The organism is Azospirillum sp. B21 (assembly GCF_008364825.1).
In the GTDB taxonomy this organism is placed as follows: Bacteria; Pseudomonadota; Alphaproteobacteria; order Azospirillales; family Azospirillaceae; genus Azospirillum.
In genome coordinates this window covers 58,413-85,168 of sequence record NZ_VTTO01000020.1, presented here as the reverse complement: position 1 = coordinate 85,168, position 26,756 = coordinate 58,413, and the positions used below count along the sequence as shown (strand labels likewise).

Sequence of the window (26,756 nt, the reverse complement as noted above, 5' to 3'; positions counted from 1 at the left end):
GACAGAATCGTCAGCCCCGCCGGGCGGCCGGACCCCTCCGAAGCCGGTGGAAGTTGCTGTCACCAGAGAGGCGTCCGTGGACGATCCGTTGCCGGAGCGCCGTACCGGCGAAGATGGGCTGTCCGGTGCTGACGGACAGGAGCGGTCATACCGAGGTAAACGGCGCTTGGCGGTGCTGGCCGTGATCGGGCTGACGGTTGCCGGGCTGGCAGGGGTATTGGCGTATCAGATGGCTTTGGGTGACGCCGTTGGACTTTGGAGCCGGTTGTCGGTCGCCCAGAAGGATGGAGCGCCACCGGCTCGGTCGTCCGACGTGGCTGCGCATGGCGTCGCGGCGGACGTCCTGATGACCGACATTCCGAATCCGCCCGAAGCATCGGTCACGCATGCGGGCTCCACGGTGATGCGGTTACCGGCAGAGTCGCCTTCGGTTCCGCCATCCCCGGTGCCGGCGGCATTGCCACAGCCACAGCCACAGCCATTGCCACCACCATTGCCGCAGCCGGCATCGTCGCCTGAACGGAGCGGGTCGAAGCATCCGCCCGCCCGTTTGGCAGTCGCGTCTCCAATTCCGCAAAGGAAGCCGAAACCGGTGCCTTCGAAGGCGGCAGGTACACCGGTCATGGCGGTGCCGACCGTTGCGGCGGCTCCCGCTGGTGCTGCGGTCGTGCTGACGGTCGGGCAATCCACGGTGGGGGGCACGCTGCGTGTTCTGGGGCCCGGCTCATCCGACCGGTTTTGGCCCGATCGCACGCGGGAGATCGCTTACCGCTTCGGCCGACCCCGCATCCTTGTGGAGGGCATGGCCGCGACCGGGGTCACGCTGTGGTTCGATCCGCAGGGCGTACTGGCCGCAGCCCGTTTCCAGGAACCGGAACTCGGCCTGCTTGGGAACTCCAGCAGCGTGGCAGTGCTGCCGGCGATGATGGCGGGATACTGAAACCGCCGGCACGGCTTTCCGGCCTGCACACGTGAAACGGGCGCCGCATCCCCGACACGGCGCCCGCCACTCTCCCACAATACCCTCGACCTCACTCCACCGCGTAGGGCGGCTTCGTGTACCCCGCCGGCGAGAGCGTGAAGATCTCCGCCCCGTCCGCGGTGACGCCGATGGAATGCTCGAACTGGGCGGACAGCGACTTGTCCTTGGTCACGGCGGTCCAGCCGTCGCCCAGGATCTTCACGTCGGGGCGGCCGGTGTTGATCATCGGCTCGATGGTGAAGATCATGCCTTCCTTCAACACCAGCCCCTCGCCCGGCTTGCCGTAATGCAGGACCGACGGCGGCTCGTGGAAGACGCGGCCGACGCCGTGGCCGCAGAAATCGCGCACCACCGAGAAGCGGTGGGACTCGGCGAAGGTCTGGATGGCGTGGCCGATGTCGCCCAGCGTGGCGCCCGGCTTCACCGCGGCGATGCCGATCATCAGCGCGTCATAGGTGACGTCGACCAGCTTGCGCGCCTTCACGCCGACATCGCCGCACAGATACATGCGGCTGCTGTCGCCGTACCAGCCGTCGACGATCGGCGTGACGTCGATGTTCAGGATGTCGCCGTCGACCAGCCGCTTGTCGCCGGGGATGCCGTGGCAGACGACATGGTTGACCGAGATGCAGTTGGCGCGCGGGAAACCGCGATAGCCCAGCGGGGCGGGGATGCCGCCATGGTCGCGGATGAACTGCTCCAGCAGGCGGTCGAGCTCGCCGGTGGTGACGCCCGGCTGCACATAGGGGACGATGTAGTCCAGAGCCAGCGCGGCCAGCCGGCCGGCCTTGCGCATGCCTTCGAATCCCTCCGGACCATGAAGACGGACGCGGTTGGATTCGACGTGATCCTGTTCCAAGACGAAAGCCCCTATGCCAAGTAACCGAAAGCCCGATGCCGAAACCCGCCGCGGCACTAAAGCCGGATCGGCAGCGGCCGGTCCAATTCAATCGATTCGGGCGTGATCGCGCAAGACCAACACAGCGCCTCCACCCCCGAATCCAGCGCGCGGCGCAGGCCGTCATGATAAGTCGGATCGAGATCGGCCGCCGTGCGGAAATGGGTGCAGTCGCCGCGCTGGACAAGGTAGAGCATGACCGCCCTGCAGCCCTGGGCCACCATCGCCGCCATCTCCTCAAGATGCTTGGCGCCGCGGGCGGTGACGCAGTCCGGGAACTCGGCGGCGTCACCATGGGGGCCGTCGGGGCGGCGCAGATGGACGTTCTTGACCTCGACATAAGTCGGCGGCCGGGCGCCGGGCTTGGTTGAGTCGTCCTCCAGCAGCACGTCGATTCGGCTGTTGCGGCCGTATTTCACTTCGCGCCGCAGCCGGTCGTAGCCGGCCAACTCGGGGATGGTGCCGGCGGCGATCGCGGCGGCGACCAGCGCGTTGGGATGGCCGGTGTTGACGCCGACCAACCCCTCGCCCCAGGGGGCGGCGGCCTCCACCAGCTCCAGCGTGTAGGCCAGCTTGCGTTTTGGGTTGTCGGAGCGTGACAGCCAGACGGCGGAACCGGGAAAGTCCAGCCCGATCATGCTGCCTGAGTTGGGGACATGCGCCGTCACCTCCACCCCGTCCAGCAGGGCGTCGGCCCCGTCCAACCGGACATCGGCAAGAAACCGCTTGTAGCGGCGGATCAGGCGGCCTTGAAGAAGGGGGGTGGGAAAGCGCATCTTGGCGGCGACGCTACCCTTGGCCTTCCCGCTCGACAAGAGCGTTCCACGGAGACCCCCACCGCCATGACGTCCGAAACCGCCGCCACCCCGACCGCCGCAAATCCCACTGCCGCCGTCCTGGTGATCGGCAACGAGATCCTGTCGGGCCGCACCAAGGACGCCAACCTCGGCCACATCGCAGAGAAGCTGACGGAGATCGGCGTGCGGCTGCGCGAGGCCCGCGTGGTGCCGGATGTGGAGGAGGAGGTCGTCGCTGCGGTCAACGCCCTGCGCGCCCGCTACACCTATGTCTTCACCACCGGCGGCATCGGTCCGACCCACGACGACATCACCGCCGCCTGCGTCGCCAAGGCTTTCGGCGTGGCGCTGGAGCGCAACCCGGAAGCCGTTGGCCGGCTGGAGCGCCATTACGCCGCCGGCCAGCTGAACGAGGCGCGGCTGCGCATGGCCAATGTCCCGGCCGGCGGCATCCTGATCGACAACCCGATCAGCCAGGCGCCGGGCTTCCAGATCGGCAACGTCTTCGTCATGGCCGGCGTGCCAAACATCATGCGGGCGATGCTGGACGGCATTCTGCCGCGGCTGGCCGGTGGCCCGGCGCTGCATGCCCGCACGGTGGCCTGCGAGTTGGGGGAGGGGGTGATCGCCGCCGATCTGTCGGCCCTGCAGGATCGCCATCCGAATCTCGAGATCGGCAGCTATCCTTACTTCCGCAACGGCTTCTTCGGCGTCAGCCTGGTTCTGCGCGGCACCGACGAGGTGGAGGTGGCGGCGGCGGCCGATGAACTGGCGGCCATCATCAGCCGACTGGGCGGCACGCCGACCATCACCGTTGGTACAAAAGGGTAATGCGCCGCTATGACAGGAGCTATGTCGGCGGATCGATTGTCCCGGACCGATTCGGTCCTACATTAGCCTCTTACCATTCAGCCCTGTGTCTGCCGGGAGGCTCCGCCATGAAGAGCTTTGAGAAAGCGGCGTTGCTGTTCCTTCTGCGCCATCTGGCCGCAGGCGTCGCCGGTGCGGTGGTATTGGCGAGCGGTCTTTTGTGGTTCGATGTCGCCAAGCTGGCGACGCTGATCGGCAGCAGCGAATACGGGATCACCGCGACCGTCATGCTCTATGCCGGCCTGATGCTGACCTTCGGCAGCGTGTCGATGGGAATCGGCATCATGACGATGAACGAGGACACCCGTCCCTGAAGCTCTCCGGAGCATTTTGCAGACTGGCCGTTCGGAACGGCTGCGCTCAGAAGTTGGCGCCGAACGGCCCGAAGCGGTCATAAATCCACACGAGCGCCACGATCGCCGCCAGCCAGAGTGCTGCATTGCGCAGCACGACCCCGCGGTTCCGGCGAAGGGCCGCAGGCACCACCAGAACGGCCACCATCAGAAGCGCCACCAGCGACAGCCAGTTCGTCTCGCTCACGCCGCGTCCTCCCTTTCCCCGACCCTATCCAGGGCCTGTCCCGCAGTTGCGCTTCCTTCGATATGGGAATGCCTGCGGTTTTGCGAAGGCCCCTTGACCCGCAGCCCCGCGATTGTCTAAGTCATGACCACGGAACGGTGCGTTGCATAACATAGTATGCAATCTGCACGGGCAGAGCGGCGCCGCTCCGTCGACATGAGCTTTGCCGTCATGATCCGGTCGCCTGACCGGCCTATGAAGGCGGAGTCCGGGGCGCGGGCGTGGCGAAACCGGTAGACGCAAGGGACTTAAAATCCCTCACCCTTAGGTATGCGGGTTCGAGTCCCGCCGCCCGCACCAACTTCTTCACAGTAACTCCTTCAGTCCGGCCTTCGTCCATACTGACACTCACCGTTCCACGGAACCGCCGGCATTGACCCAGGCGGCAAAGCCGCCGCGCAGGCGGTTGATGGTGCCGGTGTGGCCGGCGGCCACCATGCGCTCGGCGGCGGGGCCGCAGCGCATGCCGCCCTGGCAATGGAAAACCAGATGCTTGGCCGGGTCGGTCGGTACCCGCGACGGGTCGAAAGAGGACAGCGGGTTCAGGATGGCGCTGGGAATATGGCCGGCGGCATGTTCATGGGCTTCGCGGACATCGACGATCACCGCTTCGCCGTTGGCCTGCCACCCGATGACGGTCGCCGCGTCGATCTGGCGGATGGGAGCGGCGCCGCCCCGGTCGGTCGACGGGGCGGCGGGGATCAGGCGGCGGAACAGCGTGCAAAGGGACATGGTCGGGATGCCTTGAATAGGGATGGTCGGTCGGGCCGGGCGGACGCCAGGAAAACCCTTGACCATAAAATTAGTAATTTCTAATTTAGTGTCAATGAGTGCGTCCATCCTGATCCCGGGGCTGCGGCCCGCCGCCAAGCTGATGAAGGCGCTGTCCAACGAGGCGCGCCTGCTGATCCTGTGCGAACTGGGGCAGGGGGAGCGCAGCGTCGGCCAACTGGGCGAGATCGTCGGGCTCAGCCAGTCGGCCCTGTCGCAGCATCTGGCGCGCTTGCGCGCCGACGGGCTGGTCCGCACGCGGCGACGGTCGCAGACGATCTTCTACTCGATCGCCAGCCGGGAAGTGACGGCTGTCATAGAGGTGTTGGCCGACCTGTTCTGCCACACGCCGGACTCGTCCGGTGCGCGCGCGCCGTCCTGCGGTGCCGCCGTGACCGATGCCGTGACCGATTCGGTGTCGGATGAGGGGACGGCGGACTGCCGTTCTGGACCGGAAGGCCGGTCGGAATAAGGTGGTGCGGGCGGTCGGACTCGAACCGACACTCCTTGCGGAACCGGATTTTGAGTCCGGCGCGTCTACCAATTTCACCACGCCCGCAGCGACGCCTCTTCTAACGCAACAGTCCGGAAACGGAAAGTGCAAAAGAACGGTGTTCGTCGCCAAGCTGATTCCCCGCCGGCCGGCTTCGGGGACGTTGCCATGCCCGTGCTTATTCCCCGGCGGCGGCGCAGTCCCTGCCATGCCGTCGCAGGGGCGGTGCGCGCGTCGCGGACGGCTGGTCGAACGGTCGCGCACGCGCTACCTTGTCGGCCATGACGACCGAGCCCCTCATGTCCCGCATCTTCGACGATCCCCGCATTGCCGCGCTGCTGCTGGCGTTGGCCAGCGCCGGCGTGCTGCTGTCGGCCCTGTTCTTCCAGTTCGTGCTGGATTACCAACCCTGCGTCCTCTGCATCATGCAGCGCTGGCCCTATGTGGCGGTGATGGTGTTCGGGCTGGTGACCTGGCTGTTCCGCCGCTGGAAGGGGTTGGGCGACGCGCTGCTGGTGGCGAGCGGATTTGCCCTGCTGGCCGGCGCCGGCATCGCCGCCTATCATGTCGGGGTGGAGCAGCATTGGTGGGCCGGCACCTCGTCCTGCGGCGGCTCGGCTCCGGCGAATTCGCTGGAGGCGCTGCGGGCGCAGGTGATGGCGGCACCGGTCACCCGCTGTGACGAAGTGGCCTGGTCGCTGTTCGGCATTTCCATGGCGGGCTACAATGTGGCGATCTCGCTGGCGCTGGCGGCCTACGCCTTCGTCGCGGCGCGCGCCGCCTACATCCGCACCCCGGTGTCGAGGACTGCACTGTGAGCGAAACGACTTCTCCGACCGCCATCCCCCGCCATGGCGCGCTGCCCGGCGATCTGCCGCGGCGCGAGCGGCTGGCCCGCATCGTCCGCGTCGACCATGCCGGCGAGTATGGCGCCAAGCGCATCTATGAGGGCCAGATCGCCGTCATCGGCAAGGGCCGGCACGGCAAGACCCTGCGCCACATGGCGGAGCAGGAGTTGGTCCATCTGCAGTATTTCGAAAAGCAGCTGAACCGGCGCCGCGTGCGGCCGACCCTGTTGCAGCCGCTGTGGCATGTCACCGGCTTCCTGCTGGGGGCCGGCACCGCGATCCTCGGCGAGCGCGCGGCGATGGCCTGCACCGTCGCCGTCGAAGAGGTGATCGAGGAGCATTACGAGGCGCAGTTGAAGCACCTCGGCCCTGACGAGCAGGAGCTTGCCGACAGCATCCGCAAGTTCCAGGCGGAGGAGGTCGAGCACCGCGACATCGGCATCGTCAACGAGGCGGAGCGCGCGGCCGGCTATCCGGTGCTGACTGCGGCGATCAAGGCCGGAACGCGTGCGGTGATCTGGGTGGCCGAGCGGGTCTGAGGGAAACGCGGGTTCGAGGGGGCGGTCGCCCCCTTTCTCCCGTAAAGGACCTTACGCCCCTTCCGCCACCACGCGCTGGTAGGCCGGCAGGGTCAGGAACTCGGTGAAGTCCTCGCGCGCGACCAGATCGCGGAACAGGGCGGCGGCATCGGCGTAGCGGCCCTTGGCGTAGGCGTCGGCGCCGACACGGTCCTTCCAGGCGGACAGCTCCTCTGCGATCACGCGGTCGACGAGGTCGAGGGTGACGGGCTGTCCGTCGTCCAGCGCCGTGCCGGTGTGGACCCACTGCCAGACCTGGGTGCGGCTGATCTCCGCGGTGGCGGCGTCCTCCATCAGGTTGAACAGCGGGACGCAGCCCTGGCCGCGCAGCCATGCCTCGATATAGCCGATGCCGACCGCCACGTTGTTGCGCAGGCCGGCCTCCGTCTTCGGCCCGGCGGGGACCGCCAGCAGGTCGGCGGCGGTGACGCTCACGTCGGTGCGCTTGCGGGCGATCTGGTTGGGCGTGGTCATGTAGGCGTCGAACACCTCGCGCGCCACCGGCACCAGACCGGGATGGGCGACCCAGGTGCCGTCATGGCCGTTGGACGCCTCGCGCTCCTTGTCGGCCCGCACGCGGGAGAAGGCGACCTCGTTGGCCTGGAGGTCGTCCTTGACCGGGATGAAGGCGGCCATGCCGCCGATGGCCGGGGCGCCGCGGCGGTGGCAGGTCTTGATCGCCAGTTGGCTGTAGGCCGACAGGAAGGGGGTGGCCATCGTCACCTCGGCCCGGTCGGGCATGACGGCGGCGGAATCTTTCCGGAACTTCTTGATGAAGCTGAAGATATAGTCCCAGCGCCCGCAGTTCAGGCCAGCAGAATGCTCGCGCAGCTCATAGAGGATCTCGTCCATCTCGAAGGCGGCGAGGATGGTCTCGATCAGCACCGTCGCCTTGATCGAGCCGTGAGGCAGGTGGAGATATTCCTCCGCCACCAGGAAGACCTCGCGCCACAGCCGCGCCTCGAAATGGCTTTCCAGCTTGGGCAGGTAGAAATAGGGGCCGCTGCCGCGGGCCAGAAGCTCCTTGGCATTGTGGAAGACATGCAGACCGAAGTCGAACAGCGCGCCCGACATCGGCTCGCCTTCCATCAGCACATGGCTCTCGTCCAGATGCCAGCCGCGCGGGCGAACCTTCAGGACGGCCGTCTGATCGCTGAGGCGGTATTTCTTCCCGCTGACCGGATCCTCGTGGGAAATGGTCCGGCGCACGGCGTCGCGGATGTTGATCTGCCCCTCGACCAGATTGGTCCAGGTCGGGCAGGTCGCATCCTCGTAATCGGCCATGAAGACCTTGGCGCCGCTGTTCAGCGCGTTGATGACCATCTTGCGGTCGACCGGCCCGGTGATCTCCACCCGGCGGTCGAGCAGGTCGACGGGCAGCGGGCCGATGGTCCAGTCGGCTTCGCGGATGGCGCGGGTTTCCGGCAGGAAGTCCGGCTTGTGGCCCTGGTCGAGCAGCGCCTGGCGCTTGGTCCGCACGTCCAGCAGCCGCAGCCGTTCCGGCCCGAAGCGACCCTCCAGCTCCGCCAGGAAGGCCATCGCCTCCGGCGTCAGGATCTCCTCGAAACCGGGCTTCATCGGACCGCGGATCTCAAGGCTGGGCATGCTGGTGGCCATCGTGCTGCTCCCCTTCCCGTATCGTGACGAACCGCTCTCTCGACGGTTGAGCGACCGGTATAGCACGGTACGGGCGCAACCTGGGGACGGCCTATGGTCGCAGAGGGGGTGGCGGGATCAGCCCGTGCTTCTTCAGCATGCCGCGAAGCTGGTGGTAGCCGAGCCCCAGCGCCTCGGCGGTCTGGCGCTGGTTGAAGCGGTTCCGCTCCAGGGCCTCGCGCAGCTTGGCAGCCTCGAAGGCGCGGACCTGATCGAGGATGCCGCCGTCGAAGGTCGGGAGGGCGAGCGAAGGCTTGTCCGCGACGGGGGACGGAGCGGGCCGGGCGGTCGGCGCCGCGGCCGGGCGCCAGGGCGAGTCGAAGGGGTCGAGGATGATGCGGTCCAGCGGCTCGTCGGTCTCGGCCGCGGCGACCGAGCGCTCCACCGCATTGCGCAGTTCGCGCACGTTGCCGGGCCAGTCATGGGCGCGCAGCCGGTCGAGCGCGGCGGCGGTGAAGCCGGAAAACAGCGACCGTTGCAGTTCGCGCACCATTCCCAGGGCGAAATGCTCGGCCAGCGGCGGGATGTCCTCGGGCCGGGCGCGCAAGGGCGGCAGGGTCACCACGTCGAAGGCCAGCCGGTCCAGCAGGTCGGCGCGGAAGCGGCCCGCCGCGGCCAGCGCCGGCAGGTCGGCATTCGTGGCGCCCACCACCCGCACGTCGACGGTGGCGGTGCGGCCGCCGACCCGCTCGATCTCGCCATACTCAACGGCGCGCAGCAGCTTTTCCTGAACGGCGGGGGAGGCGGTGGCGATTTCATCCAGGAACAGGGTGCCGCCGTCGGCCTGCTCGATCCGGCCGATCTGCCGGCGGGTGGCGCCGGTGAAGGCCCCGGCCTCATGCCCGAACAGCTCCGAATCGAGCAGCGATTCGGGCAGCGCGGCGCAGTTCACTTTGACGAAGGGGCGGTCCCACCGTTGCGACAGGTAGTGCAGGCGAGCGGCGATCAGCTCCTTGCCGGTCCCGCGCTCCCCGATCACCAGCACCGGCCGCTCCAGCGGCGCCACCCGCGAGACATGGGACAGCGTCGCCAGAAAGGCCGGCGATTCGCCGAGCAGGGAGGGCGGGGCGGCTTGCATCGCGTATTTCTTCACATATTCGCCTGCCAGGCGATCGTATCGTTTATACGGCGATATGGCAACCCGGGCGCCATATGCTGTTCAGAGCGGAAAATCCAGGCAAGGCAACGACTTAAGACCATTCCGGCCGACTTGGCACGCCGGTTGCGATAGTAGCGGCATGGCAAGGAGGTCAAGCATGAGCGACTTCAGCGATTTCCGCCGCCGCTATGGTGGCGACCGCTTCAACACCGCGCAGAGCCGCCCGACGATGCGGCGCGTGCGCAACTATCTCGCCACCCGGCCGGTCGAAAGCTGGCTGTTCTTCTTCGCCGGCATCGTTGCCGGCGCCATCATCGGCTGACACACGGGACACCGACCATGAGCATCTTTTCGCGCCTGACCGACATCGTGCAGTCGAACCTGAATTCCCTGCTCGACCGCGCCGAGGAGCCGGAGAAGCTGATCCGCCTGATCATCCAGGAAATGGAAGACACGCTGGTCGAGGTGCGCTCCTCCACCGTCAAGATCATCGCGGAGAAGAAGGAGATCGAACGCCGCGTCGCCGACCTCCACCGCGAGCGCGACGAGTGGGACCGCAAGGCCGAGGTGGCGCTGACCCGCGACCGCGAGGATCTGGCCAAGGGCGCCCTGATGGCCAAGTCCAAGGTCGCCGAGCAGGCCGACGCGCTGGCCGAACAGCTGGTGCAGGTCGAAGCCGCGCTGTCCAAGGCCAACGAGGACATCGGCCGCCTGCAGGCCAAGCTGACCGACGCCAAGACCCGCGAGAAGGCGCTGGTCGCCCGCACCCAGACGGCCAGCAACCGCGTCAAGGTCCGCACCGTCCTGCATGACGAGCGCATCAACGACGCCCTGTCGCGCTTCGAGCAGGTCGAACGCAACCTGGACGAGATGGAGGGCCGGGTCGAGGCCTACGACGTCGGCCGCACCAAGAGCCTGACCGAAGAGATCGCGGAACTCGAAGCCTCCCACAAGGTCGAGGAGGATCTGGCCGCGCTGAAGGCCCGCATCGCGGCCCGCCGCAACGGCTGACCGTGATTTGGTGCCGGGGTGGGGCGGTGACGCCCCGCCCACTCCCCTCACGACAATAAGAAGGCCCGACGACCATGGGGTTCCTGGGTTTCGTCCTCGCGGTGCTGTTCATGGTGGTGGTGGCGCCGGTCTGGATCGTCTTCCACTACATCACCAAATGGCGGGCGCAGCGCGGACTCACCGCGCAGGACGAACGGCTGTTGGCCGAGTTGTGGGAGATCTCCAACCGGCTGGAGACCCGCGTCCATGCGCTGGAGCGTGTGCTGGATGCCGAGGCGCCGAACTGGCGCAACAAGGTGTGAGTGTCGCCGCTGATGCCCCCACCCCAACCCTCCCCCGCTGGGCGGGGGAGGGGGCAAGTGCTTAGGTGGGGGAGTGGCGGCAGTCCCTCCCCCGCCCAGCGGGGGAGGTTAGGTGGGGGCATTCGAAGCCGACACCTCTCAACCCGAAACTGCCAACCCGAAACTCAACGAAAGGAACGAGCCCGCCATGGACCGCACGTCCTTCTACGACTCGCCGAATCCGCATCGGCTCTATCGCGATCCGCAGCGCGGGGTGCTGGGCGGGGTGTGCACGGGCGTCGCCGATTATTTCGGCGTGCAGCCGATGGTCGTCCGGCTGGCGATGCTGTTCGCCCTGTTCTTCTTTTCGGTGCCGCTGGTGATCGCCTATGTGATCGCTCTGCTGGTGCTGCCGGTGCGTCCGGCGCAGCTGTATCGCGATGCCGAGGAGGAGGCGTTCTGGCGGACGGTGTCGACCAAGCCCGACCGGACGCTCGCCGGCCTGACCCAGCGCTTCCGCGACATGGACAAGCGGATCGTCGGGATGGAGGCCTACGTCGCCTCCAAGGAGTTCGAACTGAACCGCGCGATCCGCGACCTGGACCGCTGAGCATTCCGGTGCTGTCTTCCCGATAGGAAACTTCCCATCGGGAAACGGCCCGTTCGGAATTTCCCTGAACCGGTGACGCCGACGCGATGACGTCAGCGGCGCTGACGGCGCCGGTCGCGGACGCGGATCGGAATCGGTTTGGGGGTGGGCATCGTGGCGATCAGACCGGCCAACGCCGCAGCCGTCGCCACCGCACCACCGAGCAGAACGAGATCCATCATAGGCCCTCCACCATCGAGATCGCCGCGTTCACCCACATGGTGAAGCAGATGGTTACAACATGGTAGCGAAAAGAGAGGCTGACAACATCTCTCCCATCGGGGCAGCCCCCACTAGACTTCGGCATCGAACACCTGCCGCCCCACCCCGGCCTTGATCCAAATCACGGGCTGGGCCGTTATTGGTCGAAGGAACAGGGTGCGATCTTTTCCAAATGGGAAGGACCAGCGCCTTTGTCGAATCCCCGCCCAGTGACGGAGCCCCGCCCCGATGTCCGACAGCAGCCTTCACCAAAGCCCGCCGCGCAGGCGCAAATCCCTGATCCGTGGCGCCCTGATGCTGAACGGAGCGTCGGTGGTGGTGACGGCGCTGCTGTTCGTCCTGCTGCTGTCGCTGGTGGCGCCGCCGATGGGCGTCAATGCGCCGGGCGCGCGGATGGCGCTGTGGGCGCGGCTGGCGGTCTGGCCGGCGCTGGTGCTGTTCGGCATGGTCGTCGGCGTCATGGCGATGCGTGGGCGCACCCAGGCCTTCAACCCGGTCGAGGATCCTGAATCGCGCGGCCAGCGCGTGGCTCAGCGGGTGCTGGCCAACAGTGTGGAGCAATCCGCCATCTTCGTGCCGGCGCTGGCCGCCCTGGTCGCCACCCTGCCGCAGCCCTCGCTGGGAGCGGCGGTCGTGGCGACCGGGCTGTTCGTACTGGGGCGGCTGCTGTTCTGGGTGGGCTATCTGGTTCACCCCTTCGCGCGGGCACCGGGCATGGCGATGACGCTGACCGTCAATCTGATCGTGCTGGGCTGGGCCGTTCTGCTGCAACTGGGCGGGATGCAGCCCGGCTGACGGCCTTCTCGGCAGGAGGAGCGCTCGCCGGCGCTGCGGTCTTCGCCAGATGCAGCCAGCGGCGGTAGGCCTCCACGCTCACCGGTGCGCGGTGCTTCAGTCCGATGCGGAGGATCTGCGGCAGGGCCAGCAGAACCTTCAGGTCGGTCATGCGCGGTCCGTGGCGCAGGTTCTTCCAGCTGTTGCCGGCCCAACTGCGCGCCAGCCGCCACGCCATCAGCGAGGACGGGCAGCGCGCCACCTCGCGGATCAGGTCGTTGCGGTGGTTGTAGAAGCGCTCCATCCCCGGCTTGCGTCCCTTCTCGCTCTTGTCGTGGTAGACCATCACGTCGGGAAGGGCCACGACGCGGTAACCAGCGCCGACAAGCCGCAGGCAACGGTCCTTCTCCTCCCCCTGGCGGTAGAGTTCGGGCATGTAGAGGCCGACCTGCTCGACGGCGCTGCGCCGCAGCAGATGGCCGCAGCCGACATACCAGGGCACATCGAAGGGCGCGGCGCCCTTGGGGAAATAGACCAGCCCGTCGCGCGTCTCGATGTTGCAGGCGACGGCGGCGACCTCCGGGTTCTCTTCCAGATAGGCGACGCAGCGGGCCAGCCCGTCGGGATCCTCGAACCAGCTGTCGTCGTCGACCGACAGGATGCAGTCGCCGGTGGTGTTCACGAAGCCGAAGTTGCGGGCCAGGATCAGCCCGCCGTTGTGCGGCTGGCGGACATAGCGGACGGTGGGAAACTCCGCCCGCATCATCGCGCCGGTGCCGTCGCTGGAGCCGTCGTCGATGACGATGATCTCCATCGGCGGGGCGGTCTGGTTCATCAGCCGGGTCAGCGCGATGCGCAGCTCCGGCCCGCGGTTGTAGGTGGCGATGACGGCGCTGACGGTCAGCGTCATGACGGCTCCCTTCGGACAAGATTGGGCGGCGCCACCACCGGACGCAGCGGGTCGTCCTCCAGGATCCCCCAGGCCCGCAACGCGCGGGTCAGCCCGATCCACAGCAGGATCGGCAGCAGCGAGAAGAAGCCGAACTTCACGATGGTGATGTTGCCGTCGCGGAACCATTGCAGGCACAGCGGCAGGAAGGCGCAGTAGAACAGCACGGCGTAGCGGTTGCGGAACCCGTCGGTCCAGAACCAGCGGTGCAGCCGCCCCAGGATCAGGCCGACAACCACCATGGTGACGATCATGCCGATCCAGCCGGCGCTCATCCAGCCGTCGCCCGGCAGCGAGGTGGTCAGGTTGTAGAAGACGCCGTAGTCGTTCAGGTCCACCCATTTCACCGGTGCGCCGACCGGCTTGTCCGGCCACAGCAGGCGCGGGATCGGTTCGGTGAACAGCTGCAGATACTGGGTGAACCAGGTGTAGGTGGCCGACTGCTTCGGTACTACCCACAGGATGTAGGCGAGGAAGTCGAAGTTGGCCAAATCCTGGCCCGCCAGCGCGTCGATCGCCCGGCCGCCGCCGCTGCCGCCGTTGAACCTCAGCAGGACCGAGGGCGGCGCATCGCCGGCCAGCACGTCGCGGAAGGCGTCGCGGTTGTTGCCCAGCAGTGTGAACAGCCCCAGCACCGGAACCGCGGCCAGCGCATGCCACAGCCGGAACCATTTGGTGCGCGTGCGGTACAGCATCAGCAGCACCAGACCCAGGATGCCCATGATGATCGCCCAGCGGCCCCAGCCCAGATAGGCGCGGTAGGCGACGAAGCCGGCGAAGGGGAGGAAGGACAGCGGGTGGAACCGGCAGATCCAGATCAGCCCCAGCGTCAGCGGCAGGCCCATCGAATGGGCTTCGGCGATGTAGCCGGTGGTGTTGGTGTAGATCGGCTGCCCGGTCAGCGGATCGCGTTCCATCTGAACGTCGCCGGTGCCGTCGAAGCTGGCGCCGCCCTGGCGCTGGATCGCCGAATAGACGGCGAGAGGACCCAGCAGCGCCGCGGTGGTCAGGAAGGCCACCACGTCGACGCGGTCGAAGGTGAAGGACGGTGCCGGCTCCCCGTTCGGGGTCCAGTCGGGACGGACCATCCCGGCCCAGGTGCAGGCGGCGGCGAAGGCGACCAGCCCGACCGAACTGACCACCAGCGTCATGACGAATTGCTGCTCGCTTGGCCAGAAGCCCATGAACAGCCAGACGTCGTTGAAATTCTGCGTGTGGACCAGGATCGGCCGCATGACGAAGACCAGAGCATGGAAGATCAGGTACAGCGTCAGCGGATGGAACATCGATGCGCTGCCGGTGCTGAGGAACACCGCGGTCACCAGCACCAGCACCAGGACCTGCGCGATCAGCGCCATTTCGATCATCGGCAAACAGTCCCCGGTTGTAGGCTTCGCTTCCAAGCCCGTCCTGAACGGGGTGCTCCGCGGGCAAGCGGGTACGACCGGCCGGCCGGGCTAGGATGAAAAGCCAGCCTATACGTCCCGTCCCGGCCGGGCAGGGGTGCAGAGGGCGTGGCCCCTTCGCACCCGCACACCCCCTTCGCGCTTTTGCCGGTCCGGCGGGCCTGGGTCAGTCTCCCCCTTCGGCGGAAGGTCCGTCGCAACGGAGGAGCTTTCTTCATGCCCCGTTTCCACCCCGAGTCCTGGAGTTGTGCAGCCCGCATCCTGGTGATCTGCGCGGTCCTGCTGCCTGCCGCCGGATGGGGACCGGCTATCGCCGCGGAGACGACCTTCTATGTGTCGCCGACCGGAAACGACCGCTGGTCGGGCCGGCTGCCACAGCCGTCGGCGGACGGGCGCGACGGCCCCTTCGCCACCCCGGCCCGTGCGCTGGCCGCCGCCAAGGGGGACGGGCCGGCGACGGTGCGGCTGCGTGGTGGCACCTACCGGCTGGCGGCGCCGCTGGTGGTGGACAACTCGCTGACGGGGCTGCGGCTGACGGCGGTGGAGGGCGAGCAGCCGGTTCTGTCGGGCGGCGAGGTTGTGGGCGGCGCGCAGATGGCGAACGGCCTGCTGTCGGCGCCGCTGGCGCGCGATCCGGGGCTGGACGTCTCCATCGGTGGCCCCGGCGACGGACAGCGGCTGGACGCCGCGCGCAGCGGCGACTTTGAGCCCGGCGACCCGCGCAGCGGCTGGTTCCCGGCCAAGGCGATGCAGTCCAACGCCAAGAGTCCCAATTCCAAGAGTCCGGGATCCAAGCGGCAGATGCAGTTGCCACCGGGTGTGCTGAAGGCCGCTTGGGCCGGGCCGGGGGTGCGGGCGCAGGCGCTGGACCGCGAACGGCTGTCCGACGATCTGCTGGGCGTGGCCTCCGCCGATCCGAACGGGCTGCTGGGCTTCGCCGCCGATGGGCAGTATCCGTACCGCGACGGCTCCACCGTGCGGCTGCTCGGCCATCCCGATTTCCTGACGCGGCCGGGCGAGTTCGCCTGGGACGCCAAAGCCAAACGGTTGCTGGTGAAGCCGCCGACCGGGTTCGACAGCGGGCGGGCGGAGCTGGTGGTGGCGAGGACGGCCAACCTGCTGCGGCTGGACAACGCCCGCAACGTGACGGTGGAGGGGCTGACCTTCACCGACGTGCCGTGGGACGGCAGCGCCGTGCTGGCGAAGGGGGGCAGCGGCCTGCGCATCGCTGGTAACCGCTTCGCCCTGGTCGGCACCGCGGTGACGCTGGACGGCGCCACGCGCAGCGAGGTGTCGGGCAACCGGATGGAGCATCTCGGCCGCTCCGGCATCTTTCTGGCGCCCGGCAGCAGCGACAACCGCGTCCTCGCCAACCGCATCAGCGACGTGGGCGAGGTGCGGTTCTTCGGCGGCGGGGTGATGGCGGCGGGCATCCGCAACACGCTGATCGCCCACAACGACATCCGGCGGGCGGCGCGCTACGGCATCTCGGTGAAGAACTGGAATCCGCAGACGGTGAACAGCGACAACGTCATCGAATTCAACCGCATCCGCGACACCGCGCGCCAGACCGCCGATGCCGGCGCCATCGAGATGCTGGGCCGCAGCGGCAACGACACCCGCAGCATCGTCCGCTTCAACGACATCCGCGACACCGGCGGCCTCGCCACCGATGCGCAGGGGCGCTGGCTGGTCCGCTACAAGGGGTTCGGCATCTATCTGGACGACATGACCAGCGGCGTGACGGTGCAGGGCAACCTGCTGGAGAACACCGGCGCCGCGGCGATCTTCCTGCATGGCGGCGACAACAACCGGGTGTCCGACAACATCACCCTGATGACCGACCGCAAGGATCGCTTCCTGCGGCTGGAATGGGTGCCCAGCGCCGGCAGGAACGGCCTGATGCACGGCAATGTCGCCAATGACAACGTGGTGGCCGGACCGTCGCCGAAGGAGCAGGTCGTCGTCAGCCTGACCGGCGGCGAATACCGGATCGAGAACACGCAACTGGAGAATGCGGCTCCCGTCGCGGAAGCTGCCGGTATTGGCAGCGCCGCCAGGGCGGCTGCGCCACCGGCAGGCGGGCGCCTGCTGGACCGTCTGCTGGCGATGAAGGAACTGCCGCTGGACCGCGTCGGGCCGGAGGGAATGCGGCAGTAAAAAACCCTCTCCTGTCGCGAAATCCCCCTCTTCCCCCGGGGAGAGGGTCGGGGTGAGGGGGATGCACAAGGGTGGATTTTCAAGAATCCTCGCCGTGCGACCCCCTCACCCTAACCCTCTCCCCGGGGGGGAGAGGGGATTTTGGGGGGAGAGGGGGGCTTTCAGCGAACTATCCCCTACGCCGTAGCCGGACGGGCCAGCGCCGGGGGGATGTCGGTCGGTTCCATTACCGGGACCGCGACCGTCGGGGCCTTCCAGGTCAGGCTGTCGAAGGCGCCGCAATGGCCGCACAGCCCGCCCCAGTTGTGGCTGACCGCCCCGCAGGAGTTACAGGTCCACACCGGGTCTTCCGGCGCGTCGGCGGCCCTGGCCAGCCAATCCTTCGCCGCGTCCTCGTCATGGCGCTCGCTGCGGTCCAGCTCGGCCATCAGGCGGTAGGTGCGGCGGGACGGGCCGATCTCCATGGCGCGGTTCAGGTGCTGGCGCGCCTCGCCCCACAGCTGGGCCTCGATGGCGGCCTGGGCGACGGCGAGGTGCGATTCCGCCGAGTCCGGGGCCTGACGCACCAGCTTCTGGAACAGACGGACGCGGGCCAGCGGGTCGTAGCTGGACACCAGGCCACGGTAGATCTCGGCCAGTTCGGGATGCGGCGACTGGCGCCACGCCCGTTCCACCACCTTGGCGGCCGGCTTCGGACGGTCGGCGGCGATCTGCAGACGGGCGAGACGCACGGCGGCGGGGACGAAGCCCGGCATCATGTCGTGCGCGGCCTGGGCGTGCGATAGGGCGGAGTCGGCACGACCGCGGCGCTCCGCCTCGAAGCTGCGCTCCAGCAGCAGGACGGCGCGGTGGCGGCGGCCTTCCTCGGTCGGGATGGCCCCGGCCTGGATCGCCTGCTGCAAGGTGCCTTCGGCGGCGGCCCAGTCACCGGCCTGCGCCTCCAGGTCATAGAGCGTGCCGAGCAGCCAGGGCGTGTTGGGCTGAAGCCCGCGCGCCTTGCGGGCGAGGTTCAGCGCCTCCACCCGGTCGCCCGACTTGATCGCCTGGGTCAGCAGCCCGCGCATGCCGAGGAAGGCCGTTTCCGGCCGCTCCAGCATCGCTTCGAAATACTGCTTGGCGGCGCGCTCGTCGCCCTGCAGCTGGGCTGCCTGGGCCGACAGCAGCATGGTCAGCGGCGGCTCGTTCAGCAGCCCGTCGGCCTTGCGCGCCATCTTGCGCGCGGTCGGCGCGTCGCCGGCGGCGATGGCCACCATACCCTGGGTCAGGGCGCGGTAGCCGCGTTCGCGGCGGCGGACACGGCTGTGGCGGCGGATGCGCTGCGGCGTGCGGATCAGCCCGCGGATCAGGCGGTAGCCCAGCGCCGCGATGCCCAGCGCCGCCAGCGTGACCAGCAGGGCGACCCAGAAGGGCGCCTCGACGGAATAGCCCAGCCAATGGACGCTGACGGTGCCGGGGCGGTCGGCGAGCCAGATCGCGGCGGCGATGACGACCGCGACCTTCAGAAGGAACCAGAGGGCGCGGATCATTGGGCCGTCCCCTTCCCGCCGGCGGCGGTGGTCATCAGGGCGATGGCGCGGTCGTTCAGCTGGCGCGCGGCCTGATCGGCGGCCAGACGCGCCTTGGCGTCGGTCAGCCACGGGGCGGCGGTCTGCGCGGCCGGACCCTGCAGGGTCGACAGCTCCTCCACCGCCTTGGCGAGGTTGCCCTCGTTCAGCGCGGCCTCGGCGCGGGCGACGACGGCGTCGCTGGTGGTGCCGACGACCCCGCCGCCTTCACGGCGGACGGTGACCAGGGTGGACAGCTTGCCCACCGCGGAGTCGATCCAGCTGTTGCCCTCGCCACGGATGTCGGCGCGGACGATCTCGCCGGCCAGCGGCTCGAACCGGTCGGTCAGCTGGGCGCGGGTCGGAATGCCCTTGGCGGCATAGGGCGCCACGGCGTCGAGCGGCTGGGTCACGCCGGCATCGGCGATGTTGAGCGCGCGGACCGCCTGCAGATCCTGCTGGAACGGCTGGCCGCCCGACAGCGAGGCACGCAGCTGGCCGGCGGCGAGCACCAGCGCCTGGGCGGCGGTGGCGGCGTCCTGGCGCTGCGTCACCGCCTGGTTGACGCTGGTGACCTGCTGCTTCAGCGAGTCGACCTCGCCGCGCAGCTCCTGCGCCGCCTGGGCGTTGCCGGCGGAAGCGGAGACCTTCTGCTCCAGCGCGGCCAGCCGGTCGGCCAGCGCCTTCTGGGCGTCGGCGACGCCGGTGTCGGGCGCTGCGGCGGCCGGGCGCTTCTCCAGCGCGTCGATCCGCTCGGTCAGCGCCGCGAGGCCGGCGGCGGCGTCACCGTTGCCGTTATTGCCGGGCGCGGCGGCCGGGCGCTGCTCCAGCTTGCCGACGCGGTCGACGAGCTGCTGGATCTGGGCGCGGAGCGCCGGGTCGGCCGGGGCGGCGGCGGAAGATTGGACCGGGGCGGGGGCGGCCGGCGACGGCCAGCCGGGCAGGGCCGGACCCCACCAGGGCGCCGACAGGGCAGCGGCACCGACCAGCAGGGCGACCACCGACAGCGCGGTGGCGAAGCCGCTGCCGGAGCGCGGCTCGTCGATATAGGACGGCGTCGGGGCGATGGTCGGACGGGCCGGCTCGGACTCGCTGCGGCTGTAGCCGGCGCTGCCCGTGGTGCCGGACGGCGTCCAGGTGGAGGCCGTCGTCTTCGGCGCGTCGGATGCGGTGTCCGGCTTGGCGGCGTCCGACTTGAACGGATCGGCCTTCGCGTCTTGCGCCTTCTCCGTTTCGGACTTCTCCGTTTCGGACAGGCTGTCCGTGGCGCCGATCGGCGTGGCCGGCGGAATCAGGGCGTCGGAGGACTGCAGCTCGTTCACCGGGCCGGCGGTCGTCCCAAGGCCGGACGCCGGGGCCGGCGTGTCGGAGCCGGGGATGGTGTCGGCGGGGGAGGCTGTCGGTACCGGCTCCACAATCGGATCCACCACCGGAACCGCGTCGGCGGGGGGGATGACGGCGGCCGATGCCGCGTCGGTCGGCCGGTCTTCGCTGGGGGTGGCGGCGTCCAGGTCGGCGTCGTCCAGCTTGATGCGGTGCTTGGCAGCGGCGGTGCGCAGGTCGGCATGGCGGGCCAGCGGGATCGCGCCGCGCTTCTTCCAGCCCTGCACCGTCGTCACCGGGGTGTCCAGCTTGTGGGCCATGGGGCGGATGCCGCCGAAACGTTCGACGATGCGGTCGACCGCCGCATTGCCGGTGCTGGCGCCGTCGCCGTCACGGTCGGTGCCGGGGCGTTCGGAGCCTGGACGAGAGGTCATGGGCTGTACCTTCGGTTCGCTGTTGTTCGTCTTAACGTCACAGCCCCCTGACCGGTCCCCCTCGTCCCCCGTACGGCTGACGTACCCACCCGGAAGGATCCCGGGGTGTAAGCCGTACGGCCGGACCGCGCCGGAGTTACCCGGCGACCGGCAACAGATCGAGCAGGGCGTCCTGCTCCGGTCTGGCCGCCACCCGTACGTTTCGCCACGGCGTCACTCCCTCGTCGCCGTACGCACGGGCAGCCTCCGCGACCGCGGGGCTGAGGCAGAACGCATCGACCGTACGACAACAGTCGACCAGCCCCGCCTCGGCCAGCAGCCTAACAAAGGAAACCGCGGTACGGGGAGAGAAAAACAACACGCCGTCGAGTGCCGACGTACGCAAAAATGTCGCGGTATCGTCCGACAGGGTTAGCGCGGGTACGGCATCGTACATCACGCTGCGCCGCACCATGAAGCCGGAGCCTCCCAGCAACCCGCCAAGGTCGCCCGCCACCTTGCTTCCCGCCACGTGCAGAAGCGTACCGGCGGACGGGTCGCGCAAACTGCGGACGCGGTTGGCCAGCGCGTACACGTCGCCCGACGCGCTGTCGACCTGCCCGAAGCCGGCCGCCCGCGCCGCCCGCGCCGTGGCGTCACCGACGGCGTGCACCGGACGGTCGCGTCGGTTCGTACGTTTGGAGTAGGCGCGTACGCCGTTCGCGCTGGTGAACAGCAGGGCCTGTACGTCGGACAGGTCCGGTTCAGGACCGTCGAGCCAGACCATCGACAGCATGGGTTCGATCGCGGCGTCGAAGCCGAGCGCTTCCAGCCGGCGGACCAGCGGTTGGGCATCCTCCGCCGGACGCGTCACGAGAAGACGCGTACGGTGGGGCGGGGACGAGGGGTCGGGCTGTTTTCCCGTCATGCGGAAAACTCGGCCGGGGTGGGGATCAGTGCGGCGCGGGGGCGAAGAAATCGGGCGGCAGCTGCGCCCGGATCTCGGCTCCGGCGTCGGCACCCAGCGACTCGGCGTCAGCCGCCTTGCCGCGGCGCTCGGCCCGGAAGATGGTCCGGCCGTCATGGGACAGCACCTTGGCGCGCAGATGCAGGTCGTCGCCGTCGAGCACCGCCAGCGCGGCGATCGGGGTGCGGCAGGAGCCGTCCAGCGCAGCCAGCAGCGCGCGTTCCGCCGTGACGCGGACCATGGTCTCCGCGCAGTTCAGCGGGGCCAGCAAGGCGCGGGTGGCGTCGTCGTCGCTGCGGATCTCGATGCCGATGGCACCCTGGGCGACCGCGGGCAGCATGGTTTCCGGCTCCAGCACTGCAGTGATGCGGTCGGTCAGGCCGAGGCGGCGCAGGCCGGCCAACGCCAGCAGGGTGGCATCGACCTCGCCGGCGTCCAGCTTGGACAGGCGGGTCTGCACGTTGCCGCGCAGGGGGAAAATTTTCAGGTCGGGACGCAGTTCCAGCACCTGGGCCTGACGGCGCAGGCCGGCGGTGCCGACCACCGACCCGGCGGGCAGGTCGGCCAGACCGCTGCCGGAGCGGGCGAAGAAGGCGTCGCGCGGATCCTCGCGCGGCAGCAGGGTGGCGATCTCCAGCCCGTCGGGAAGCTGGGTCGGCACGTCCTTCATCGAATGGACGGCAAGGTCGGCGCGGCCGTCGAACAGCGCCTCCTCCAGCTCCTTGGTGAACAGGCCCTTGCCGCCCGCTTCCGCCAGGGTGCGGTCGAGGATGCGGTCGCCGGTGGTCTTGAAGACGACGATCTCGATGGCGCCGGGGGCGGCCAGATGCGGATGGGCGGCGATCAGGCGGTCGCGGGTTTCATGGGCCTGCGCCAGCGCCAGCGGGCTGCCGCGCGTCCCGATACGGAGCGGGTGGGTCGTCATAGGGCGTGTTCTAGGGGATCCGCGCAGCTTTGCAAGGATTCGTCTGCCCCTCATACATAAGATTGAGGCTGATCAAATTTCACGCGCCCGCATTCCCGCGCCCGCGTGTGCGCAACTCCATCCTGTACCCGGACCGCCAAGGCGGCTAGTTTGGCGCGATGATCGTTCTTGGAATTGAAACGAGCTGCGACGAGACGGCCGCCGCAATCGTCACCGACGCGCGCGAGATCCGCGCCGACGTCGTGCTGTCGCAACTGGACGACCACACGCCTTATGGCGGCGTCGTCCCGGAAATCGCCGCCCGCGCCCATCTGGAACATCTGGACGGGCTGATCCGCCGCGCGATGGCGGAGGCCGGGATCGGCTTCGGCGACCTCGATGCGGTGGCGGCCACCGGCGGGCCGGGGCTGATCGGCGGCGTCATCGTCGGCGTGATGACCGCCAAGGCCATCGCCGCGGCGCGCAACCTGCCCTTCGTCGCCGTCAACCATCTGGAAGGCCACGCGCTGACCGCGCGGCTGACCGACGATGTCGCCTTTCCCTACCTGCTGCTGCTGGTGTCGGGTGGCCATTGCCAGCTGCTGGCGGTGGAGGGGGTCGGGCGCTACCGCCGGCTCGGCACCACCATCGACGACGCGGTGGGCGAGGCCTTCGACAAGACCGCCAAGCTGCTGGGGCTGGGCTATCCCGGCGGGCCGCTGGTGGAGAAAGCGGCGGCGCGCGCCACCAACCCGGCGCGCTTCGAGCTGCCGCGGCCGATGCTGGGGCGTCCGGGCTGCGACTTTTCCTTCTCCGGGCTGAAGACCGCGGTGCGGCGGCATGTGGAGGAGTTGGGCGGCGTGCTGACGGACGCCGACCGCGACGACCTCGCCGCCGCCTTCCAGGCGACGGTGGCGGAGGTGCTGGCCGACCGCTGCGCCCGCGCCATCCGCCGCTTCAAGGAGGATCATCCGCAGGGCGGCGCCCTGGTGGTCGCCGGCGGTGTCGCCGCCAACAAGGCGATCCGCAGCCGGCTGGCGACCCTGGCGGAAAAGCAGCGCATGCCGTTCGTCGCCCCGCCGCTGCGCCTGTGCACCGACAACGCGGCGATGATCGCCTGGGCCGGGATCGAGCGCTTCCGGCTGGGCGAGAGCGATCCGCTGAACTTCGCTCCCCGCCCGCGCTGGCCGCTGGATCCGAGCGCCGCGCCGGTGATCGGGCGCGCGGGAGTGGGTGCGGGGGTGAAGGCGTGAGACGCATCCTTGTATTCTCTCTCTCCCCGGTGATGTCCCCTCTCCCCCCCGGGGAGAGGGTTAGGGTGAGGGGGATGCGCGGCGTGGCTCTGTTCGATGCGCGACGCTGCTGCATTTCTTCTAAATCCTCCCCATGCATCCCCCTCACCCCGACCCTCTCCCCGGGGGGGAGAGGGAGGGTGGGGCGTGATCGCTTTGGTGATCGTTTCATTAGCGTGAGTGAATCGCCATGAGTGCCGTGCCCCCCTCCTCCCTTCACCGCATCGGCGTCGTCGGCGGCGGCGCCTGGGGGACGGCGCTGGCGCTGGCGGCGTTGCGCGCCGGGCGGGAGACGCTGCTGTGGGCGCGCGAGCCGGCGGTGGTGGAGGCGATGAGCATCCGGCGCGAGAACCGCGACTACCTGCCCGGCGTGCCGCTGCCCGACGCGTTGCGGGTCACCGGCGATCTGGCCGATCTCGGCGATTGCGACGCGGTGCTGCTGGTGTCGCCGGCCCAGCATGCGCGCAGCGTCACCGCACGGATGGCGCCGCTGCTGAAGTCGGGCGCGCCGGTGGTCGTCTGCGCCAAGGGGATCGAGCTGGACAGCCACGCGCTGATGAGCGAGGCGGTCGCCGCGTCCCTGCCGGGCGGCAATCCGGTGGCGATCCTGTCCGGCCCGACCTTCGCGGCGGAGGTGGCGCGCGGGCTGCCCACGGCGGTGACGCTGGCCTGCGCCGACGAGGCGCTGGGCACGGCGCTGGTCGCCGCGTTGGGCAGCCGCACCTTCCGGCCCTACCGCTCGGACGACGTCGTCGGCTCGCAGATCGGCGGGGCGGTGAAGAATGTGCTGGCCATCGCCTGCGGCGTGGTCGAGGGGCGGCGGCTGGGCGACAATGCCCGCGCCGCGCTGATCACCCGCGGGCTGGCGGAGATCACCCGGCTGGCGCTGGCGCTCGGCGGACGGGCGGAGACGCTGATGGGGCTGTCGGGCCTGGGCGATTTGACGCTGACCTGCTCCAGTCTGCAGTCGCGCAACATGTCGCTGGGGGCGGCGCTGGGCGAGGGCAAGGCGCTGGCCGAGATCCTGGCGGTGCGCCGGTCGGTGGCGGAAGGCGTCTACACCGCCGCCGCGGTGGTCGGGCTGGCGGCGAAGCTGGGCGTCGACATGCCGATCTGCGCCGCGGTCGACGCCATCTTGAACCGCGGCGCCGGGCTGGACGAGACCATCGACGGGCTGCTGTCGCGCCCCTTCCGCGGAGAGGGCGTTTAGGAGACGGCCTTCTCGGTCCAGCCGGCGGCGCGCACCGAGGGCGCGTGGGTGCGGCTGACCGGCACCAGCAGGCCGTTGGTCAGCCGCAGCGACAGCTTGCCGTCCGGCTTGCGCTCCACCGCCGCGACGGCGGAGGCGGCGACCCAATAGGAGCGGTGGACCTGCCGCCCGTCGATGCCCGCCAGTTCCGCCACCGCGTCGCGCATCCGCATCAGGATCAGGTCGCTGCCCAGCGCGGTGTGGACGCGGACGTAATGGTCCTCCATCTCCAGCGCCAGCAGGTCGCGGCCCAGCCTGGACGGGATGCGGTCGAGGAACGGGGCGAGGCGTGGCGTGGCCGGTCTGCCGTCAATGGAGGACTCGGGCGGGGCAGGCGGTCGGTGCCCGACGATGCCTTGCTCCCGCAACTCCAGCCACACCGGCAGGGCCGCCACCAGGGTGGTGATGACCAGCACATAGCCGAACAGTTCGGCCAGCCCGGCGGGGGTGAGGAAATCCTGGCCGCGCAGCCGGTTTTCCAACAGGGCGACCACCAGGGTCTGCAGCACGCCGACGGTCAGGAACGCCGCGGCCAGCATCAGCGGCCATGTGCGCTCCAGATTCGGCAGGACGCGGCGGGCGACCTGCACCACCAGTTCGAACATCGACCAGCCGGTGGTGATCAGCCCGCCCCAATAGGCAAGCCGCGAGAGAAAACCCATCTCCCGAAATGTGCCGAACGGTCCCAGCAGAGCCAATGCTAGGATGGAGCCCGCCAGCAGCGGCAGGTGCCGGCGCAGCATGCGCCGCCCATAAGGGGCGGATGGGGTGGAGGCGGCGCCGTCCGGCATGGTTGCGTCACGCATCGCGCGGTGCCCGGCCGGCCGGGGATCGCCAGGAAGGATCGGGAAATGAAGGCATGCCGTTGGTTCGCGCGTAGGTTTGCAAGCCGTTGGTTCGCAAGGATGACCGCCCCGGTGACGCTGCTGGTGCTGGCAACCGCGGGTACGGCCGCCGCCGGGGAGCTTCGCGCAACCGTCCGCAACGTCAAGCCCAATCAGGGCAAGGTGATGATCGCGCTGTTCGACAGTGCCGAGGCGCAGGCGGCGAAGGCGCCGCGCGCCGGCTATTTCGCCGCGGCGGTGGGGACGGATCTGGTCGCGGTCTTCCCCGACCTGCCGGCCGGGCGCTATGGGCTGATCGCCTTCCAGGACCTGGACAACAACGGGGAACTCGCCACCGGGCTGTTCGGCATCCCCGCCGAACCGCACGGCTTCAGCCGCTCCGCCCGCGGCAGCTTCGGCCCGCCGAGCTTCGACGACTATGCGGTGCCTGTCGGCGCGTCGGGCGTGGCGACGACGGAGATCAGGCTGGTGGAGTAGGGCGCCTCACCCCCGCGGACAGCCTTCCTCGCGCCAAAGGGCGAGATAGTCCTCCAGGCCGCGGCCGGGGATTTCGTCGAATCGGCGCTCCAGCGCCATCAGGGTCTCCATGCGGTCGATGCGGAAGCTGCGGAACTCCTCGCGCAGTTCGCACCAGGCGCCGAGCGTCCAGACGCGGCCCCAGAAGAACAGGCCCAGCGGCTGGACCGCGCGGGCGGAATGGGTGCCGTCCTCGCGCCGGTAGTCGAACAGCACGACGCGCCTGGCGTTGATGGCGCAGCGCAGCACGTCCATCCGCTCGCGCAAGGGGGCGGGGAAGGAGAAGTCGGGGACGAAGACGCGGCTGTCGGCCAGCTCGCGCCGCCGTGCCTCCGGCACCACCGCCTCCACCTTGTCCAGCGCGCGGGCGGCGGCATCGGCCAAGCCGCCGCCGACCCAGGCGCGGGCGAGGCGGGCGCCGACCACCAGCGCCTCCACCTCCTCCCGGGTGAACATCAGCGGCGGCAGGTCGTAGCCGTCGCGCAGCAGATAGCCGACGCCGGCCTCGCCCTCCACCGGCACGCCGGAGGAGGCGAGGTCGCGCATGTCGCGGTAGACGGTGCGCTCCGACACCTCCAGGCAGCGCGCCAGTTCGGCAGCCGTCACCAGCCGCCCCTTGCGGAGATGCTGGACGATCTGGAACAGGCGGTCGGCGCGGCGCATGGAGGCGGCTCAGGTCG

Annotated in this window: 30 protein-coding genes and 2 tRNA genes; 16 read left to right on the top strand and 16 right to left on the bottom strand. The window is 69.3% G+C overall.

Features of this window, described 5'->3' with window-relative positions; all coding sequences use genetic code 11:
* Positions 1-76 precede the first annotated feature (76 nt).
* On the top strand, positions 77-940 hold the full coding sequence (locus FZ983_RS29110) for a hypothetical protein (RefSeq protein ID WP_149227995.1): 864 nt from the start codon (positions 77-79) through the stop codon (positions 938-940).
* 91 nt (positions 941-1,031) lie between these two features.
* Here the strand turns inward: FZ983_RS29110 and map are convergent, their stop codons facing one another.
* Together map and sfsA are read right to left on the bottom strand one after the other, a co-directional pair.
* Positions 1,032-1,841, bottom strand: coding sequence for a type I methionyl aminopeptidase (gene map / locus FZ983_RS29105; protein WP_109152245.1), 810 nt, complete (start codon positions 1,839-1,841; stop codon positions 1,032-1,034).
* Positions 1,842-1,897: 56 nt separating this feature from the next.
* Entirely contained in the window at positions 1,898-2,656 is a 759-nt protein-coding gene (gene sfsA / locus FZ983_RS29100; RefSeq protein WP_149228040.1) for a DNA/RNA nuclease SfsA, read from the bottom strand.
* A gap of 66 nt (positions 2,657-2,722) precedes the next feature.
* Between sfsA and FZ983_RS29095 the strand changes: the two genes are divergently transcribed.
* Both FZ983_RS29095 and FZ983_RS29090 read left to right on the top strand, forming a co-directional pair.
* Entirely contained in the window at positions 2,723-3,508 is a 786-nt protein-coding gene (locus FZ983_RS29095) for a molybdopterin-binding protein (RefSeq protein ID WP_149227993.1), read from the top strand.
* 107 nt (positions 3,509-3,615) lie between these two features.
* Positions 3,616-3,861, top strand: a complete 246-nt coding sequence (locus FZ983_RS29090) for a hypothetical protein (protein ID WP_149227991.1) — start codon at positions 3,616-3,618, stop codon at positions 3,859-3,861.
* A 46-nt stretch (positions 3,862-3,907) separates the two neighbouring features.
* Here FZ983_RS29090 and FZ983_RS29085 read toward each other — a convergent pair whose 3' ends face one another.
* Positions 3,908-4,087, bottom strand: coding sequence for a hypothetical protein (locus tag FZ983_RS29085; protein WP_014246704.1), 180 nt, complete (start codon positions 4,085-4,087; stop codon positions 3,908-3,910).
* 254 nt (positions 4,088-4,341) lie between these two features.
* Here FZ983_RS29085 and FZ983_RS29080 point away from each other — a divergent pair.
* Positions 4,342-4,426, top strand: a tRNA-Leu gene (locus tag FZ983_RS29080).
* Positions 4,427-4,474: 48 nt separating this feature from the next.
* Here the strand turns inward: FZ983_RS29080 and FZ983_RS29075 are convergent.
* Entirely contained in the window at positions 4,475-4,858 is a 384-nt protein-coding gene (locus FZ983_RS29075) for a rhodanese-like domain-containing protein (protein ID WP_149227988.1), read from the bottom strand.
* 94 nt (positions 4,859-4,952) lie between these two features.
* On the opposite strand from FZ983_RS29075, the gene FZ983_RS29070 reads away from it, so the two are divergent.
* Positions 4,953-5,369 (top strand): metalloregulator ArsR/SmtB family transcription factor, encoded by a 417-nt coding sequence (locus FZ983_RS29070; protein WP_149227986.1) that lies wholly within the window; start codon positions 4,953-4,955, stop codon positions 5,367-5,369.
* A 2-nt stretch (positions 5,370-5,371) separates the two neighbouring features.
* Here FZ983_RS29070 and FZ983_RS29065 read toward each other — a convergent pair.
* Positions 5,372-5,456: transfer RNA gene (locus tag FZ983_RS29065), tRNA-Leu, on the bottom strand.
* Between the two features lie 233 nt (positions 5,457-5,689).
* Here FZ983_RS29065 and FZ983_RS29060 point away from each other — a divergent pair.
* Positions 5,690-6,208, top strand: a complete 519-nt coding sequence (locus FZ983_RS29060) for a disulfide bond formation protein B (protein ID WP_149227984.1) — start codon at positions 5,690-5,692, stop codon at positions 6,206-6,208.
* Positions 6,205-6,777: a demethoxyubiquinone hydroxylase family protein gene (locus tag FZ983_RS29055; RefSeq protein ID WP_149227981.1), complete on the top strand. Its 573-nt coding sequence runs from the start codon at positions 6,205-6,207 to the stop codon at positions 6,775-6,777. Before FZ983_RS29060 ends, FZ983_RS29055 begins: the two co-directional genes overlap by 4 nt.
* Positions 6,778-6,828: 51 nt before the next feature.
* Here FZ983_RS29055 and aceB read toward each other — a convergent pair whose 3' ends face one another.
* Entirely contained in the window at positions 6,829-8,433 is a 1,605-nt protein-coding gene (aceB, locus tag FZ983_RS29050) for a malate synthase A (RefSeq protein WP_149227979.1), read from the bottom strand.
* A gap of 91 nt (positions 8,434-8,524) precedes the next feature.
* A complete protein-coding gene (gene pspF / locus FZ983_RS29045) occupies positions 8,525-9,550 on the bottom strand; it encodes a phage shock protein operon transcriptional activator (RefSeq protein ID WP_149227977.1) in 1,026 nt (341 codons plus the stop codon).
* Positions 9,551-9,728: 178 nt separating this feature from the next.
* On the opposite strand from pspF, the gene FZ983_RS34395 reads away from it, so the two are divergent.
* The 4 genes from FZ983_RS34395 (at position 9,729) to pspC (ending at position 11,473) form a co-directional block, all read left to right on the top strand.
* Positions 9,729-9,893 (top strand): hypothetical protein, encoded by a 165-nt coding sequence (locus FZ983_RS34395; protein ID WP_188092567.1) that lies wholly within the window; start codon positions 9,729-9,731, stop codon positions 9,891-9,893.
* Between the two features lie 17 nt (positions 9,894-9,910).
* On the top strand, positions 9,911-10,582 hold the full coding sequence (pspA, locus tag FZ983_RS29040; RefSeq protein ID WP_014246713.1) for a phage shock protein PspA: 672 nt from the start codon (positions 9,911-9,913) through the stop codon (positions 10,580-10,582).
* Between the two features lie 74 nt (positions 10,583-10,656).
* The gene (pspB, locus tag FZ983_RS29035; protein WP_014246714.1) at positions 10,657-10,884 is read left to right on the top strand and encodes an envelope stress response membrane protein PspB; all 228 of its coding nucleotides are present in this window, start codon (positions 10,657-10,659) and stop codon (positions 10,882-10,884) included.
* A 187-nt stretch (positions 10,885-11,071) separates the two neighbouring features.
* Entirely contained in the window at positions 11,072-11,473 is a 402-nt protein-coding gene (gene pspC / locus FZ983_RS29025) for an envelope stress response membrane protein PspC (RefSeq protein WP_149227975.1), read from the top strand.
* Between the two features lie 92 nt (positions 11,474-11,565).
* Here pspC and FZ983_RS35150 read toward each other — a convergent pair whose 3' ends face one another.
* On the bottom strand, positions 11,566-11,694 hold the full coding sequence (locus FZ983_RS35150; RefSeq protein WP_256379242.1) for a hypothetical protein: 129 nt from the start codon (positions 11,692-11,694) through the stop codon (positions 11,566-11,568).
* Positions 11,695-11,962: 268 nt separating this feature from the next.
* On the opposite strand from FZ983_RS35150, the gene FZ983_RS29020 reads away from it, so the two are divergent.
* Positions 11,963-12,529 carry an MAPEG family protein gene (locus FZ983_RS29020; protein ID WP_149227973.1) on the top strand — a complete coding sequence of 189 codons (567 nt, stop codon included), beginning with the start codon at positions 11,963-11,965 and terminating at the stop codon, positions 12,527-12,529.
* On the opposite strand, the gene FZ983_RS29015 is transcribed toward FZ983_RS29020, so the two are convergent.
* Entirely contained in the window at positions 12,468-13,418 is a 951-nt protein-coding gene (locus FZ983_RS29015) for a glycosyltransferase family A protein (protein WP_149227971.1), read from the bottom strand. The genes FZ983_RS29020 and FZ983_RS29015 overlap by 62 nt on opposite strands.
* The gene (locus FZ983_RS29010; protein WP_149227969.1) at positions 13,415-14,824 is read right to left on the bottom strand and encodes an O-antigen polymerase; all 1,410 of its coding nucleotides are present in this window, start codon (positions 14,822-14,824) and stop codon (positions 13,415-13,417) included. Before FZ983_RS29010 ends, FZ983_RS29015 begins: the two co-directional genes overlap by 4 nt.
* A 255-nt stretch (positions 14,825-15,079) precedes the next feature.
* Between FZ983_RS29010 and FZ983_RS29005 the strand changes: the two genes are divergently transcribed.
* Positions 15,080-17,023: a right-handed parallel beta-helix repeat-containing protein gene (locus tag FZ983_RS29005; protein ID WP_149227967.1), complete on the top strand. Its 1,944-nt coding sequence runs from the start codon at positions 15,080-15,082 to the stop codon at positions 17,021-17,023.
* A 176-nt stretch (positions 17,024-17,199) separates the two neighbouring features.
* Here FZ983_RS29005 and FZ983_RS29000 read toward each other — a convergent pair whose 3' ends face one another.
* The 4 genes from FZ983_RS29000 to hemC all read right to left on the bottom strand — a co-directional run bounded on the left by FZ983_RS29000 (position 17,200) and on the right by hemC (position 22,195).
* A complete protein-coding gene (locus FZ983_RS29000) occupies positions 17,200-18,549 on the bottom strand; it encodes a heme biosynthesis HemY N-terminal domain-containing protein (RefSeq protein WP_149227965.1) in 1,350 nt (449 codons plus the stop codon).
* The gene (locus FZ983_RS28995) at positions 18,546-20,324 is read right to left on the bottom strand and encodes a mitofilin family membrane protein (RefSeq protein ID WP_149227964.1); all 1,779 of its coding nucleotides are present in this window, start codon (positions 20,322-20,324) and stop codon (positions 18,546-18,548) included. The genes FZ983_RS29000 and FZ983_RS28995 overlap by 4 nt, the downstream gene beginning before the upstream one ends.
* Positions 20,325-20,460: 136 nt before the next feature.
* Complete coding sequence (locus tag FZ983_RS28990; RefSeq protein WP_149227962.1) at positions 20,461-21,231, bottom strand: uroporphyrinogen-III synthase; 771 nt, start codon at positions 21,229-21,231, stop codon at positions 20,461-20,463.
* 25 nt (positions 21,232-21,256) lie between these two features.
* Entirely contained in the window at positions 21,257-22,195 is a 939-nt protein-coding gene (hemC, locus tag FZ983_RS28985) for a hydroxymethylbilane synthase (protein WP_149227960.1), read from the bottom strand.
* Positions 22,196-22,353: 158 nt separating this feature from the next.
* On the opposite strand from hemC, the gene tsaD reads away from it, so the two are divergent.
* Both tsaD and FZ983_RS28975 read left to right on the top strand, forming a co-directional pair.
* Positions 22,354-23,427 (top strand): tRNA (adenosine(37)-N6)-threonylcarbamoyltransferase complex transferase subunit TsaD, encoded by a 1,074-nt coding sequence (gene tsaD, locus FZ983_RS28980; protein WP_149227958.1) that lies wholly within the window; start codon positions 22,354-22,356, stop codon positions 23,425-23,427.
* Positions 23,428-23,656: 229 nt separating this feature from the next.
* On the top strand, positions 23,657-24,676 hold the full coding sequence (locus FZ983_RS28975) for an NAD(P)H-dependent glycerol-3-phosphate dehydrogenase (RefSeq protein ID WP_149227955.1): 1,020 nt from the start codon (positions 23,657-23,659) through the stop codon (positions 24,674-24,676).
* On the opposite strand, the gene FZ983_RS28970 is transcribed toward FZ983_RS28975, so the two are convergent.
* Positions 24,673-25,521: a LytTR family DNA-binding domain-containing protein gene (locus tag FZ983_RS28970; protein ID WP_149227953.1), complete on the bottom strand. Its 849-nt coding sequence runs from the start codon at positions 25,519-25,521 to the stop codon at positions 24,673-24,675. The genes FZ983_RS28975 and FZ983_RS28970 overlap by 4 nt on opposite strands.
* A 99-nt stretch (positions 25,522-25,620) precedes the next feature.
* Between FZ983_RS28970 and FZ983_RS28965 the strand changes: the two genes are divergently transcribed.
* On the top strand, positions 25,621-26,037 hold the full coding sequence (locus FZ983_RS28965; protein WP_149227951.1) for a DUF2141 domain-containing protein: 417 nt from the start codon (positions 25,621-25,623) through the stop codon (positions 26,035-26,037).
* 6 nt (positions 26,038-26,043) lie between these two features.
* On the opposite strand, the gene FZ983_RS28960 is transcribed toward FZ983_RS28965, so the two are convergent.
* A complete protein-coding gene (locus tag FZ983_RS28960; protein WP_149227949.1) occupies positions 26,044-26,739 on the bottom strand; it encodes a YafY family protein in 696 nt (231 codons plus the stop codon).
* Positions 26,740-26,756 lie beyond the last annotated feature (17 nt).